Below are 14,752 nucleotides of genomic sequence, written 5' to 3' on the forward strand. Positions count from 1 at the left end.
CCGGCCCGATCGAAAACTCCCCAGCCGCCGCTTTACGCCAACTGGCCCTCCTCCTTGGAGCCCGAGCCGTTTGCGTATTCGGGAAAAATCTCGGCTGGCGATAGCAGCCTCGGCGCGATCCCCTGGACGTGAAGTTGCCTGGCGAAATCGGCGATCATGGCTTTGTTGGCCGCAAACCCGCTGTCGCTCCAGCTTGCCGGAAGATCGCGCGCCACCCGGCATAGTTCATCCATCATCCAGGGTGTGGTTTCGACATTGATGCGGCGTTGTTCGAGCCACATCCGTCTCGATGCGTCGATCAGATCGCTAAGCACCTGCGGGAGCCATGGATGAGCAGCCACAAGCGGCGCCTTGACGCCAAATGTATGGACGCCCGGCACGTAACCGACCGCTCGGCTATAGGCGAGTTCCTGATCCCTGAAATCGGGAAGCAGATGGCGAAGCTCAGAATTCGGGCTGAAGAAGCCCTCCGGCAGGACCGGGCAAAAAACCGCGTCAAGTTCTCCGGCGACCAGAAGCTCCAGCAGGGAGCGCTCGCCTGCCACCGCCTCTATTCGGCCCGGCCGGCCGAACCCTTCCAGAACATCCCTGCCCAGCGGCTCCGTCCGCGTCAGCCGGCCCAGAAACCAAAAGGCGTCGTCGATGCCGACGCCGGCATGAGCGAGCGCGGCGCGGGTCCATACACTGCCCGTATCCTGCCAGCCCGATAGGCCGATCCGCTTGCCGGCGAGCTCTTCAAGTCGGACGATGTGGCTGTCTTTCTTCGTAATGATGCAGCGATGCCGAAAGCTTCTCAGGACGAAATTGGGAACGCCGACCACATCAGTCTCACCCCTACCCCGGGCGGAAACGTAGCGGCTGAAGGATATTTCGCCGGCGTCGTGCGCGTGTTCAGCCGCGAAATTTTTCGGAACAGTACTCACATGTTGGATCTCGATATCGACCTTGTCGGACGCAACGTCGCCACGCAGCAAGGGGATGAGAAAATCCCAATCTCGAACCGCCAAATGAATCTTTATGGACATGGGCACTTCACTCAAGTGTCATCGTTAGATACAGATTATATGTTCAGAATTACCTGATCAAATGCTATTATGTTACTGAACATTAAATGACAGGAACCGAAGAAATGGCGGAACCGGGGTCGGTTGGATGGTTTGCAGAACATTTGAACGACCGAACCAAGCGGGGGATAGCGGTGGAGACCAGCGCGCTCATCCGGGCAGGCTCGCTGACTATGGGAACCAAGCTTCCGCCGGTGCGCGACCTTGCCTTCGCGCTCGGGGTTAGCCCGGCCACTATTTCCGACGCCTGGAGCGAGTTGAGAAAACAGAAGATCATTACAGGCCGCGGCCGTAACGGCAGTTGGGTCAGTGGCGATCACATTGCGGCCCGACCGTTCCGGCTTGCTCAGTCCGGCGATTACGGAGAACACGTCCTAGACCTGTCCAAAGCGGGGCCTGATCCGGCACTGCTTCCACCGCTCGTGGAAGCGTTGAGACACGGTGCCAGTGCCGCAAATCTCAACAGCTACGAACGCATTCGTATCCTTCCTGAACTGCGGGACGCCGTGCAGGGGTCATGGCCCTATCGGCCAGAGGCGTTTTTGGCCACCAGCGGCGGCTACAATGCCGTCTACACAGTGCTTCATGCGTTCTTCGTGCCCGGTTCCCACATCGCGATCGAGGATCCCACGGCGCTGCGCCTGCTTGATATCCTTGAGGATCTGGGAGCTCGCATCCTGCCAGTCAAAAGTGACCGGGACGGGCCGCTCCCCGCCTCACTCGCGGCCGCGATGGCTCACAAACCGGCTGCCTTCCTGTTTCAGCCCCGCCTGCATTCAGTGACCTGCCAGACCGTCAGCCAGCAACGCATCGGTGAACTTGCAAACGTACTGGAGGGCAGCGACACGCTGATCATCGAAGACGACGGCATCGCCGACATCGCCACTTCGCCTGCCACTTCGTTGGGCGGGGTCCTTCCCGACCAGGTCATTCACATCCGGTCTTTTTCGAAAACGCTGGGCCCCGATCTGCGGCTGGCCATCCTCTCCAGCTCGACCAAGCTGGTCGATCAGATCCAATCCTTTCGCAGCTTCGGTGCGGGCTGGACCAGCCGCATCCTGCAGTCGGCTGCTGCCTGGCTACTCAATGATGCGGATACGCTTGGGTCCATCGATAAAGCGCGAAAAGTTTATCGCCAGCGCCGCACAGAACTTTCCGAAGCGCTAGCAAAACGAGGAATACCGCTCCCGGACGGCGAAGGCTTTTGCCTCTGGGTTCCGGTACAGTCGGAGCAGTTCGCGTTGATAACGCTGGCTGCTCGTGGCATCGCGGTTCAACCGGGATCCAAATTTCTCATCAACCCTACACACCATATCCGAGTTTCCACCAGCACGCTGGAAAACCGCTACGACGAAGTGGCGGATGCCATCACGGTGGCGATCGGAGGGGCAACATGAAGACGGTCCTCGCAGGCAAACTTCGACACTGGAACTCTCATACCAAGTACCGATGCCTTTGAACCCCTGAGCCCCAAGCTGCCTAAAACCACGAAGGAGCAAGCGGCAAGACGGCTGGCAATAATCAGCCGATGAAGCGAAACGCCCGCATGACCTCAAAAAAGTCCTTATGCCGGAACCGCAATCGACAGTCTGACATGAGCTCAGCACCCGGATACCAACTGCAGCGATAGGCCTCCGTCGGGTTTGCATATTCGATCTGCATGTCCACTTCGTCTGGCATTTGCAGAAGGCAGGCCGAAAGATCTGCCTTCAGGGCCTTCTCAACGCCAGAGCGGATATCGGCGCATGCCCGCGCGGGAGTCATTGATGCAGAGGCCGGCCCTATGCCTGTCGAGACGGCCACCGTGGCGATTGCCGGAACCAGCGCCGAGGCGTCACCGCAGATGCCCGCGTCTCCTGAGATGAATACGGTAGGCACACGATGATAAGCGGCAATGTGGGCGTTATGGGTGAATTCGGAGGATAGTTCACCATTGAAGTAGAACCGCGAAATGCGTCCGTTGAAACTGTGCGCCAACGGATTTGCGGAACTGCCGGCCTTGGCGTGATAGCCGGTGAAAAGGACCGCATCAAAGCTGTCATCCAATCCACACATCATTGAATGTGGATTGCCGGGCCAACCGTGGATGATCGTCACATAGTCCGGCAGACGGGCCGAAATGACGTTCCGCGCAGTTTCATGTCCATCCTTCACAACCACTTCAGAAGCTCCAGCTGCCCGGGCACCTTCGCAGGCAGCAACCACCTCGGCGCTCATATATTCACGAAACTCGGCATAGCCGGGGCCAGACTTGCGCGCTTCATCCCAACTGGAAATGCCGGCTGTGCCCTCGATGTCAGCGCTAATAAAGACTTTCAATTGGCTGGTCCTTTTGCCTTATTGTCTACACATCTGCGGCAATTGAGGTTCATCGAAGCTCGCGGCGGCCACTAGCCCTTCCCGCTTTCCGGAATTTGCTTCACACGCGGTCACGAACCAGATGGGCGACCTGCGCACCTCCCTCGTAATAGATCTCCTTCAGACCGCGCAGCGAGGGGGGCTTCAAGCCACTCATCGGCAGTGGCAGGTCGTCCTGCCCCTTCTCGCCAAGTATCAGCAAGGCCAGCTCGCGGCCAAACACGGTGCCGGGCGAGATGCCGCGCCCATTAAAGCCGAATACGCCCAGGGCGTTGGGACCGAAGGCGTGCAAGCGCGGCACCGCATCGTCCGTCATGCCGATTTGACCAAACCACTCGTGCTCGAAATCCACCTTCGCGAGCTGAGGAAACAAGCGGGCAAGGGCGCGCCGCGCCCATGCCTTGTGAATGCCGGCGCCGCCATTGCGCAGCGCGCCTACGGAGCCAAATACCAGTCGGCCTTCGCGGTCGAGCCGGAACGAAGACAGGATGGTCTTGGTGTCCCATACGCCCTCCTTGCCGGGCAATATGGTGCCAAGCGACGTGCGGTCTAGCGGCGCTGTGGCAAGGTTGAAATAGGGCAGGCGTGTCTGAGCCTCCTGTGTGGAGCGCCAGGGGCCGGTGCCATAGGCGTCCGTGGCCACCACCAGCCATTCCGCGTCGACGCGGCCAGCCTGAGTGCGGACATCCCAATGCGAGCCGTGACGTTCGGCGGAGATGACGGGGCTCGATGTGTGTAGCCGGGCACCCTTGGCCCGTGCAGCGCGAGCAAGGCCCCGCGCATAGGCCAAGGGTTGCAGCGTACCCGCCCGCTGGTCCAATAACGCGCCAACATAGGCATTTGTGCCGACCCGGTCTGCTGTTTCCCTTGCGTCGAGCAGGCGCACCGGCGCGCCGCGCTTCTTCCATTGCGCCTCACGCTGCTTCAATTCCTCCAGCCCTCGGGCATCCACGGCACAATGCAAGGTCCCGTTGCGCCTCAATTCGCAGTCGATGCCGTGGCTGTCGATCATCGACATCACAAGAGCCGGGCCATCGCCAAGCACCTCCAGGAGGCGCTCGCCTTGCGCGCGGCCAATGACGGCCGAGACATCGTCGGGCATTAGCCACAAGCCAGCATTGATAAGCCCGACATTGCGGCCAGCGCCGCCAAAGCCGAATTCATGTGCTTCCAGCAACACCACGGACTTGCCAGACTCGGCCAGGTGCAGTGCGCAGGACAGACCGGTATAGCCGCCGCCGACTATGGCCACATCGGCCTCGGTCGCGCCATCGAGTGGCAAGGTTGAAGGCGCCGGCGGAGCCGATGCCTCCCACAGGCCATGCGAGTGCAGGTCGTTCAGCATCTCGTGTTCACCATTCGGTTGCTTAGGCGACGAGGGCGTCGCAGGCTGCAGCAATGCGCGCCATGGCCTCGCGCAGCTCATCCTGCGTCGTTGCATAGGATATCCGGAAGAAAGGCGAGGCACCGAAGGCTGATCCCGGCACCACCGCTACCTTGGTTTCCTCCAGCAGATAGGCGCAGAAGTCGCGGTCAGTCTCGATCTTGCGGCCCTGTGGCGTCATGCGCCCCAGGATCCCTGCACAGCTGGCGAAGGTGTAGAAGGCGCCTTCCGGACGGGAACAGTCGATGCCATCGATGGCATTAAGCCCGTCCACCACCAGATCGCGCCGGATGCGGAAGCTGTCACGACGCTCGGCCAGGTAGTCCTGCGGTCCCGTCAATGCCTCGATTGCCGCGGCCTGACTGACCGAGGACGGGTTTGAAGTGGACTGGCTCTGGACCACGGCCATTGCCTTGATCAGTGCCATCGGCCCGGCTCCGTAGCCGATGCGCCATCCGGTCATGGCATAGGCCTTAGAGACACCGTTTACGGTAAGGATGCGGTCGCGCAGCGCAGGCTCCAGCGCTGCCGGGGTGACGAAGCGGAAATCATCGTAGACGATGTGTTCGTAGATGTCGTCGGCCAGCAGCCAGACGTGCGGATGCTTCAACAGCACATCGAGCAGCGGCCGGTAGTCTGCTTCGGAATAGGTCGCGCCGGTCGGATTGGAGGGCGAGTTCAGCATCAGCCAGCGCGTGGCCGGCGTGATGGCTTGATGCAGTTGTTGGGCCGTCAACCGGAATCCATTGGTGGCATCACAGGCGACTAGCACCGGCACGCCACCGGCGATGCGGATGATGTCGGCATAGGAGGTCCAATAGGGCGTCGGCACGATCACCTCGTCGCCGGGGTCGAGCGTGGCCATGAAGGCATTATAGATGACCTGTTTGGCGCCGGAGGCGACGCTGATTTCGCTGCCCGCGAAATCGAGCCCGTTGTCGCGGCGGAATTTTTCTCGAATGGCCTCCTTCATGGCAGGTGAGCCGTCGAGCGCAGTGTATTTGGTCTCGCCACGCTGCATTGCCTTCCATGCGGCTTCCTTCACCGTATCGGGCGTGTCGAAATCCGGTTCGCCGGCCGCGAGTACAATGACGTGGTGACCGTCCTTGCGCATGGCGGCCGCTCGCGCGCCGATATCTAGGATTTCGGATACCCCGATGGCGGCGATGCGGGCTGCCGACCTGAGCGGCGCTGCCACATTGTCTGACCTTGCAAGCATGTTGATCCTCACTCGATGTCGAACGACACGCCCTGCGCCAGCGGCAGCGCCTTGGAGTAGTTCACGGTGTTGGTGGCGCGGCGCATGTAGGCGCGCCAGGCGTCCGAACCGCTCTCACGACCGCCGCCGGTCTCCTTTTCGCCGCCGAACGCGCCGCCGATCTCGGCGCCCGAAGTGCCGATGTTGACGTTGGCGATGCCGCAGTCCGAACCCTCGACCGACAGGAAGCGCTCGGCCTCCTGCAGGTCGAGCGTGAAGATCGACGACGACAGGCCGGCACCCACCGCGTTGTGCAGTTCCAGCACCTGGTCGAAGTCGGAATACTTCATCACATAGAGGATCGGTGCGAAGGTCTCTTCGAGCACCGGGCCGACCTGGCCCGGCATCTCCACCAGCGCCGGCTTGACGTAGAAGGCGCCGTCATGGCCGTTGTCGACGCGGGTGCCGCCGGTGACCTTGCCGCCATGTCCGGCTGCTTCCTTCAGCGCCTTCTGCATGCCGTCGAAGGCGGCCTTGTCGATCAGCGGGCCGACCAGCGCCGAGGTCTCCAGCGGGCTGCCGACCGAAACGCTCTCATAGGCCTTCTTCAGGCGCGGCACGAGCGCGTCGTAGACGCTGTCATGCACGAACAGGCGGCGCATGGTGGTGCAGCGCTGGCCGGCGGTGCCCATGGCGCCGAAGGCGATGGCGCGCAGTGCCATGTCGAGATTGGCCGTCGGGCAGACGATGCCGGCATTGTTGCCGCCGAGCTCGAGGATGGCGCGGGCAAAACGCTTGGCCAGCCGGGGGCCGACATCGCGGCCCATGCGGGTCGAGCCGGTGGCCGACACCAGCGGCACCTTGGGGTGGTCGACAAGCACCTCGCCGACGGCGCGGTCGCCGATCAGCACCTGCGACAGGTTTTCGGGCGCATCGGCACCGAAACGGGCCGCGGCGCGCTTGAAGATCGCCTGGCAGGCAAGGGCGGTCAGCGGCGTCTTTTCCGACGGCTTCCACACCACCGCGTTGCCGCAGACGAAGGCGAGGGCGGCATTCCACGACCACACCGCGACGGGGAAATTGAAGGCGGAGATCACGCCGACCACGCCGAGCGGGTGCCACGTCTCCATCATGCGATGGCCGGGGCGCTCGGTGGCGATGGTCAGGCCGTAGAGCTGGCGCGACAGGCCGACGGCGAAGTCGCAGATGTCGATCATTTCCTGGACTTCGCCCAGGCCTTCCGACGGGATCTTGCCGACTTCGATCGACACCAGCCGGCCGAGGTCGGCCTTGGCGGCGCGCAGTTCCTCGCCGAGCAGGCGGACGAGTTCGCCGCGCTTCGGCGCCGGCACGTTGCGCCAGGCCTTGAAGGCCTTGTCGGCACGTTCGATGGCCTTGCCCGCCTCGGCAGGCGAGATCGACGTCAGCGCGCCGATCTGCTCGCCGGTCACCGGGCTGCGCACGATCAGGTCGCCACCAGCAAGCGTGTCAACAGCCACGCCAAGCCGCGCAAGGAGCTCGTCAGTCGCGTCCAATAGTGTCATGAAATCCACCTTTCCGTTTCGTTCGCGGGGATGACCCGATCTTCAGAGGTGCACCGCGCCCACTGCACCGGGCGACGTCACCTGCCTGAACTGTGCCGCCATCTGCTTCAGCTTTGCTGGAGTATAATGATCGTAGAAATGCTGGTTGCGGCGACCGAGGCCATGCTCGGCGCTGTAGCTGCCATCATGCTCCTCGACCGCGATTCTCGTCACATAGGTGCGCAGCCGTGCCGCCAATTCGACGTCAACGCTGCCGTCCGGGCTGCGTGGCACCACTAGATTGAAGTGCACGCCCCCGTCGCCAATATGGCCAAAGTCACTGATCTCGACCTGCGGGAATTCTGCCGCCAGCAAGACGGCCATGCGCTCGCGGAACCGCATCACCTCCCCGCGCCGGAAGGAGAGATCGAGCCCAACAACGTTGCCAGCCGATTTCGCCCCTTCGGACAAGGCGTGCCGCAGCGCCCACATCTCGGAAGGAGCACCGATGAAGGCGTCGAGCAGCGGACCTCCGGGCAGTTCCCAGATGTCGGCCAGTATCTCTTCCAGCACGGCGTCGAGCGACTGTTCGCCCGCTCGCGGCGCCCATGAACGGGAGAGTTCGACGAGGATGACATAGGCGGGGATATCGCCACCCGGAAACGGATTGCGTAGCGCGGGCGCGTGGGCAAGCGCGTGGCGGATCGCTTGTCCCGACATGCCTTCAAAGGCATTGAGATAGGTGCCGGCGCGTTCCTCCATCTCCGAGAGCAGGAGAAGCGCGTCTTCGCCCCCGCGCGGCACCAGATAAGCGGTGGCCGTCTGTTTCGGCAGGCGTTCCAGATTGAAGGTGCATTCGGTGACGATGCCAAAGGCACCGCCGGTGCCAATGAAGAGCTGCTTCCAGTCGGGGCCGGAATTGTCCTTGCGCAGTCCCGCGCCGCAATCCAGTACCGTGCCGGACTTGTCGCCCAGCACCAATTTCAGGCCGAGCGTGTTTCGGCGGACGTCGCCGAAACGCAGGAAACGCGTACCACCCGTATTCGTCGCTACCATGCCGCCCGCCATGGGATCGGCCCCCAGATCGATGGGGAAGAACAGGCCGTACGGTTCGAGCCGGGCGTTGATCTCGGAAAGCCGGAAGCCCGCATCCACGCATAGACTGCGATTGTCGATGTCGAGTTCGAAGGTGGAACGCAGGCGATCGAGGCTGAGTACACCCTGCATACCGCTATCGTCCGGCGTTGAACCGCCGACGAGACCGGTATTGCCGGACTGCGGCACCAGCGCGATGGAATGGCTGACGCAATAGGCCACTACCTGCGACACAGCCTCGGTCGAGGCCGGTCGTGCGACAAAGGCGGCGCGGCCACCATCATAACGCGCACCGCTTTCGTAAGACGCCATGTCGGCCGGTTGGCTCAACAGGCCCTGCGGGCCGAGAATGGCGCCGAGCCCGTCGATGTGATCCGCGGCGAGCATCATCAAGCTGCGGCCGCCATCGCCCTGACGGCGACCAAGCACTGTCCAATAGAAGCACGCTCGATGCCGGCATAGTGATCAAATTCGCTAAGCACGCTGGAGCCCAGCGCCGCCTCGAACAACTTCTGGTTCGGGCTTGCCACGAATTCCTGCACGTTACCGTCGCCCAGATTGGACTGGAAGATGCCAGCGGCCGATACGGGCAGAAAATCCTCGTAGACGATTGGATCGAAGCGAACAGCCCCTGCTTTGATCAGGGCCTCGATGTCACCTCCGGGAAACTTGGAAGGGTCGCCGGCCGGCACGACAGTATAAAGGAAATAGCCAAGCCCCGCCCTGCGGATGGCGTTCCAATCGTCAGGAAAGGCTTCGAAGCTGTCCTCCAGAGCAGTGCTATAGGCGTGCGCGTTGGAGCCGTCTGCGGCCGGGCGGACGTTAGCCCGCACCTCGTTGAGCAGGCGGTCGTAGAGGGCGCGGCCCTTCGGCGTCAGCGCGATGCCGCGCTGTTCGATCTCGCCGAAACGGGCGGTATGGGAGCCACTGGAAAGATTGCCTTCGGCATCGAGGAACGAAACACGTTCCTCGATCGCCTTGAAAGATGTCTGGCGCAGCAGGATCGGGCAGGCACGACTCGGCGGTCCTTCGATCACGGCCTTGGGGACGATCCCGCGCCCTGGCATCTCGTCCTGCACGGCGTCGATGTCCAGCGTACGTGGGGTGAGGTGGTTGATGTGGGGTCCCTTGAAAGAAACGACGTCGGCAATCAGCCGGTGCGCCGCGTGCAAACGGTCGTAGAGCGCCTGATCGACGCTCGCCATTTCGTGCCAGCGGAAGGTGTTCAGCACTTCGCCTACGAAACGCGCGCCATCAACCTGGGACAGCCCCCCGCTGCGCTCAGCCTTCTCCACAAGCGCAAGGGCCGCGTCGGAAAAGATCCGCCGTGCGGCGAGCATTTCTTGCGCTGCGGCACGCAATTCGGGATCAGCGATCAGATCGAGTCTCAGAAGTGACGTGAACACCCGGAACGGATTGATTTTCAGTGACGCTTCATCCACCGGACGGAAGGCCGTGGCATGAACCGGCACGCCAGCTTCGCTGAGATCGTAATAGCCGACCGGAAACATGCCCATCACGGCAAAGACGCGGCGCATCATGGCAAGCTCGGCCTCTGTACCGAGCCGAATTGCACCATGCCGCTCCTCCGAAATGCGGTCTAGCGTCTCGGTGGCCTCAAGGCTGGCGTACAACTCGGGCTGGTCGTCAAGGGTCCTCGCATTGACGTCACCCACCAGTTTCATCAGCGTGCCATAGGCCGGCACTTCCTCGCGATACATGGCCGACATTGCCGCCGAGAAGGCCGATCGGATCGTGTGCGGCGCTACGAAAATGGCATCTTTCATGGTAGGCAGTCCCGACTTAAGAACAGGTAGATCATTCCTGAAACCGTGATACTTGATTTCCGGGTCTTAAGATCGTGATGAGTTCGACTAGGTTGATGCGGATTAGGCATGACATTGAGTAGAAAACTGATTCCGGACCTGGTCGCGATCCAGGCTTTCGAATGTGCAGCCCGACATCAGAGCTTCACGCAGGCAGGCCGCGAACTCAACCTGACGCAGAGCGCCATCAGCCGACAGATCAAGGACTTGGAAAATCATCTAGGCACGCGGCTTTTCGAGCGCATCCGTCAACGCGTGGTGCTGTCCGCATCGGGTCAGCGCTTCCTGCCGGAGGCGCGGAAGCTCCTCCAGCAGACCGAAGAGACGATGCTGAGGACAATGTCTTCTGCAGAAGCCGGCTCAAGCCTCAGCATAGCCACCTTGCCGACATTCGGCAGTCGCTGGCTCAGCCCGCGGCTGCCCGAGTTCCTGAGCCTGTATCCTGATACGGTTTTCAATGTCGGCTCGCGGTCGGCACCGTTCGACTTCGAAGACGAAAATTTCGAACTGGCCATCCACTACGGACAGCCTGTCTGGGCACGCGGGACCTGCACCTATCTCTGCAACGAATCCATCCTACCGGTAGCCAGTCCCAGTCGAAAGCTGGCGGGACAAGGTGCAGCAATCACGCCAGCCGACCTGGTCGATAAGCCACTGCTTCATCTTGCAACGCGCCCGAAACTCTGGGGTCAGTGGTTTGAACACACTGACTTGTCACCGGAAATGGCTTATCGCGGCCATCGTTTCGATCAATTCTCAATGATTATTGAAGCCGCCACGGCCGGCATGGGTTATGCATTGCTGCCACGCTATTTGATCGAACAGGAGTTGAAGTCGGGGGCGTTGCAGGTGGTCGTCGATTTACCTATGAAAACTGAGAATTCATACTATGTGGTCGTTCCCGAATCGAAAATGTCGTCGCCGATTGCCCGAAACTTCGTTTCATGGCTGATCGGCCAGGTTCAGCGTGAAGACTGAGTTGATGTCGTCGTCCGATAGAAGTGCGACGGAAAGCGACAGCCTCTCATTCGATGTGGACGCCCATTGCCCGATCTGCAAGCAGGGCTTCCTGCTGAAAGTCCGCGAAGGGCCTCAACAGCGAGGTGAGTGGAACGCCCAGCGCCCGAGAGAGGGCCTGCAACGTCGATAGCGACGCGGATATGATCCCATTCTCGATCTTGGACATCATGCCGAGCGACAGTCCGGCGGCTCGCGCGAGTTCCACCAGCGTCATGCCAAGTTTTCTGCGGCAGGCCCTGACCTCTCGTCCAATCGAAACCTCAAGAAAATTCCCTGCCGGGTACTGCTCGGCTTGCGCATCAGTCCACAGGCTCGGCGGCTCGAGGCTGCGTTTCCGCGGATGGACGCAAAGGTCGAGGGCTGTCCTTTTCACCTGACATCTCCGATCAGCGTTGCATTGACGTCGGTACCGGAAGGCTTGCTGCACGTGCCATTTGCGCGGCTCGCGCGCTCCATCTTTTGACGGAGCTCGATAACCGGCGATTGGATCGGGTCTTCAACATCCGACCAGCGCAGGTTGCTCCCCTCCGCCACTGGCGACTTGAGGCGCACGTTGCTGGCCAGCGCGATTGGCAGATATCCCATCTCGATGCTGCGGGCGGCTGTCGTCAGCTTGCCCCAGACGCAGAAGCCTCCCTCTCCGTCGAGGACTTCCCCTGCTGCCAGGTCGCGCTTTGCAACGGCGACAACGTCTGCCCGGAACTTGGTTGGCGCTCCAGTGGGCTCGTGCCGAATGGCCATGCTTGCCACCGATATGCCGAGTTCCAGGCCTATGAGGTGGAAGGGCTTGTACATGCAGGCAAACTGTCCGTTGGCATCGGTGGTGAGCCCGTATTCGCTGAAGCAGCGCGCGACATAGGGAGATGGCGCTTCGAACACGGTAAACACGCCCCATCTGAGATGGCGCGGCACCTCGTGCCCGTCGGCAAACACGGATGAGACGACTTCCACCCGACCTGTCCGGGAGATCATGCCGTCGTCATCGCGTGGCTTGAGCTGCTCGGCTATATCGTCAACGCCACAGGCGGGAAACCGCAGACCATCAACCGGGGCATCGAGCCCGGTCGCGTTCGCCACGGCCGCCATTTCCAAAGCCGACTTCGTTCCGTCCAGGAACGAGTTGAACATCTTCGGATTGAGGCGGCCAAGCTGGGCTTGTTCCTGCGTCAAACTGTAATGGTCCCAAACCGTCTCCGGCGTCGAAGCATGATAATGGAGCCGATGTTTGGTGCCCTTGCCTGCCGCGACCACATGGAGCCCTGCAGCACGCGCCCAATCCACCATCTCGCAGATCAGGGCCGGCTGGTCGCCATATGCCAGCGAATAGATGACGCCTGCCCGTTTGGCCTCCCTGGCCAAAGCCGGGCCGACCAAGGCATCGGCCTCCACATTCACCATCAACACATGCTTGCGGAAGCGGAAGCATTCCAGCGCGTGCAGCGCGCCGGCGACCGGATCGCCGGTCGCCTCGATGACGATGTCCACGAAGGGGCTGCTGATCAGGTCGTGGGGATCTTCGGTCACCCCGACGCGCTCCTCGCGAACGGCGTCCTCGATGCCACGCCGGCAAATCATCTCCCTGGGATGGCCGGTGACGGTGATTGCAGCTTCGGCATTCGCCAGCGAGAGATCGGCGATCGCGACGAGTTGAAGGCCGGGAGTGCGCAGGCATTGCGAGACAAACATCGAACCGAACTTGCCGGCGCCTATCAGGCCGATGCGTATGCTGCGTCCTTGCGCCTCCAGGGCACAGAGTTTGGCATACAGGTTCATCGCGCGTCTCCAGGTCATGGTGCAGACAGCGCGGCGGGTGGCGCGTTGCTGCAGGCAATCAGGACATCGATGCCGGACGTGGGTGTGGGAAACCGGCAATACCCTCGGGTGCTGGAGAAGCCGGCATCCGAGGGCAGATGGTTGTCAGCGCTGATAGGCGGCCCCGGTGACCATTGTTCGCGTCGACAGCGCCCAGAACAGAAGGAAGCTGCTGATGACCGTCGCCGGCGCGGAGAGCAATTCCAACTGCGGAATGACGAGCAGCACGATGCCGATGCCGACCGCCCCAAACCAGGCAATCATTCCGGGGGCATAGTAGGCGGGGAAATCATCGTCTGGCCGCGCGGCGTCCTCACCCGTGCCGTCATGTTGTCCACACAGGATGTATGCCAGGGCAACTCCGACCCAGGCGACCACGAAGATCCCCTGATAGGCGAGTGCGACGAGCAGATACTGGAAGATGTTGGCGAGCATCACGAAGTAGACGATGACGCCGACGATGATCGCCCAGACATATTTTGGCATCTCAAGCTTGAACACCAGCCGGAAGAACGCCTGCATGTTGACGGTCGACAGATAGAAGTTGGTGGTGTTGATACGGGTCTGGCTGATCCAGACGAACAACAGGCCGAGAGCGCCCATCATCACGATCAGGGCCTTGACGACGGAAACTTCCGATGTCGCGCCCTCGAGCGGGATCGTCTGCACGAGAAAGATGCCGACCAGGCCGTTCACGAAATAGGTGAGGGTGTAGAACGGCAGGCCGAAGTTGAAGACGGCGTGGTAGTTCTCGTCCTCCTTCTTGCCGAAGCGGGCGAAGTCGAAGGTGCACATCATCATCCACCAGACGCCCATGAAGGCGATGAAGACGTTGATCCAGCCATAGGGCGGAGCGCCGCCATCCGGCGTCATGGTGAGCCATGCGTTGCTGTAGCCGTAGTGGGAAATCGCGTAGATCACCGTGCCCATCAGGCCGAGCAGATACAGCGGCAGCAGGTAGCCGTTGAACTTGTCGAGCCAGTGCTGGACGCTGCCAAGGATCAGCGGCACGCTGTAGATGCAGACGATCAGCGCCGCGACCGCGAAGGTCAGGCCTTCAAAATAATAGGTCGCCGCGGTGGCGATCACCGAGCCTTCGAACACGGCGTAATAGATGCTGCTGACGGCGTAGATGAAGGTCGCGATTGCGGACCCGTAGCGTCCGAACAGCAATCGGGAAAACAGCGACACGGACAGTCCCGACCGGATGGCGTAGCGCGTAATCACCGCATTGATGGCCGAATACGAGATCACGGTCAGGATCAGGCCAATGATCGTGTTGGCGGTACCATAGATCTCGGCAAGCGTTGCCGAGATGATCAGGAAGAACATGGCACTGCAGATCGCCCAAAATGCCATGGTAAGATTGAGCTTCGGCATGCGCCCGCTTGGCGGGACGGGCCGTTGCGAATAGTCCAATTCGCCTGCGACATCGATACTTCCAGACATAGCTCCCTCCGGATTTCTTGTTT

11 protein-coding genes and 1 pseudogene are annotated in these 14,752 nt (G+C 61.5%); 2 read left to right on the forward strand and 10 right to left on the reverse strand.

Features of this window, described 5'->3' with window-relative positions:
* Window positions 1-32 precede the first annotated feature (32 nt).
* A complete protein-coding gene (locus GGQ99_RS13555; protein ID WP_183262946.1) occupies window positions 33-1,025 on the reverse strand; it encodes an ABC transporter substrate-binding protein in 993 nt (330 codons plus the stop codon).
* A gap of 104 nt (window positions 1,026-1,129) precedes the next feature.
* On the opposite strand from GGQ99_RS13555, the gene GGQ99_RS13560 reads away from it, so the two are divergent.
* Complete coding sequence (locus GGQ99_RS13560; RefSeq protein WP_183263176.1) at window positions 1,130-2,461, forward strand: aminotransferase-like domain-containing protein; 1,332 nt, start codon at window positions 1,130-1,132, stop codon at window positions 2,459-2,461.
* A gap of 124 nt (window positions 2,462-2,585) precedes the next feature.
* On the opposite strand, the gene GGQ99_RS13565 is transcribed toward GGQ99_RS13560, so the two are convergent.
* The 6 genes from GGQ99_RS13565 to hglS all read right to left on the reverse strand — a co-directional run bounded on the left by GGQ99_RS13565 (window position 2,586) and on the right by hglS (window position 10,409).
* Window positions 2,586-3,383, reverse strand: coding sequence for a M55 family metallopeptidase (locus GGQ99_RS13565; RefSeq protein WP_183262947.1), 798 nt, complete (start codon window positions 3,381-3,383; stop codon window positions 2,586-2,588).
* Between the two features lie 100 nt (window positions 3,384-3,483).
* Entirely contained in the window at window positions 3,484-4,767 is a 1,284-nt protein-coding gene (locus GGQ99_RS13570; RefSeq protein WP_183262948.1) for an NAD(P)/FAD-dependent oxidoreductase, read from the reverse strand.
* Between the two features lie 22 nt (window positions 4,768-4,789).
* Window positions 4,790-6,025, reverse strand: a complete 1,236-nt coding sequence (locus GGQ99_RS13575) for a pyridoxal phosphate-dependent aminotransferase (RefSeq protein WP_183262949.1) — start codon at window positions 6,023-6,025, stop codon at window positions 4,790-4,792.
* Window positions 6,026-6,033: 8 nt separating this feature from the next.
* Window positions 6,034-7,548, reverse strand: coding sequence for an L-piperidine-6-carboxylate dehydrogenase (amaB, locus tag GGQ99_RS13580; RefSeq protein WP_183262950.1), 1,515 nt, complete (start codon window positions 7,546-7,548; stop codon window positions 6,034-6,036).
* A 42-nt stretch (window positions 7,549-7,590) separates the two neighbouring features.
* Window positions 7,591-9,009, reverse strand: a complete 1,419-nt coding sequence (locus GGQ99_RS13585) for an FAD-binding oxidoreductase (protein WP_183263177.1) — start codon at window positions 9,007-9,009, stop codon at window positions 7,591-7,593.
* 2 nt (window positions 9,010-9,011) lie between these two features.
* Window positions 9,012-10,409: a 2-oxoadipate dioxygenase/decarboxylase HglS gene (gene hglS, locus GGQ99_RS13590; protein ID WP_183262951.1), complete on the reverse strand. Its 1,398-nt coding sequence runs from the start codon at window positions 10,407-10,409 to the stop codon at window positions 9,012-9,014.
* A 108-nt stretch (window positions 10,410-10,517) separates the two neighbouring features.
* Here hglS and GGQ99_RS13595 point away from each other — a divergent pair, with 108 nt between their 5' ends.
* Complete coding sequence (locus GGQ99_RS13595; RefSeq protein ID WP_183262952.1) at window positions 10,518-11,426, forward strand: LysR substrate-binding domain-containing protein; 909 nt, start codon at window positions 10,518-10,520, stop codon at window positions 11,424-11,426.
* Window positions 11,427-11,537: 111 nt separating this feature from the next.
* Here GGQ99_RS13595 and GGQ99_RS26140 read toward each other — a convergent pair.
* The 3 genes and pseudogenes from GGQ99_RS26140 to GGQ99_RS13610 form a co-directional block, all read right to left on the reverse strand.
* Window positions 11,538-11,742 (reverse strand): annotated as a pseudogene (locus GGQ99_RS26140) (helix-turn-helix domain-containing protein); the annotation flags it as partial.
* A 95-nt stretch (window positions 11,743-11,837) separates the two neighbouring features.
* Window positions 11,838-13,241 (reverse strand): NAD(P)H-dependent oxidoreductase, encoded by a 1,404-nt coding sequence (locus GGQ99_RS13605; RefSeq protein ID WP_183262954.1) that lies wholly within the window; start codon window positions 13,239-13,241, stop codon window positions 11,838-11,840.
* Between the two features lie 144 nt (window positions 13,242-13,385).
* Window positions 13,386-14,729 (reverse strand): purine-cytosine permease family protein, encoded by a 1,344-nt coding sequence (locus GGQ99_RS13610; RefSeq protein WP_183262955.1) that lies wholly within the window; start codon window positions 14,727-14,729, stop codon window positions 13,386-13,388.
* Between the last annotated feature and the right edge of the window lie 23 nt (window positions 14,730-14,752).

It is taken from the genome of Aminobacter niigataensis (genome assembly GCF_014200015.1).
Lineage (GTDB): Bacteria > Pseudomonadota > Alphaproteobacteria > Rhizobiales > Rhizobiaceae > Aminobacter > Aminobacter niigataensis.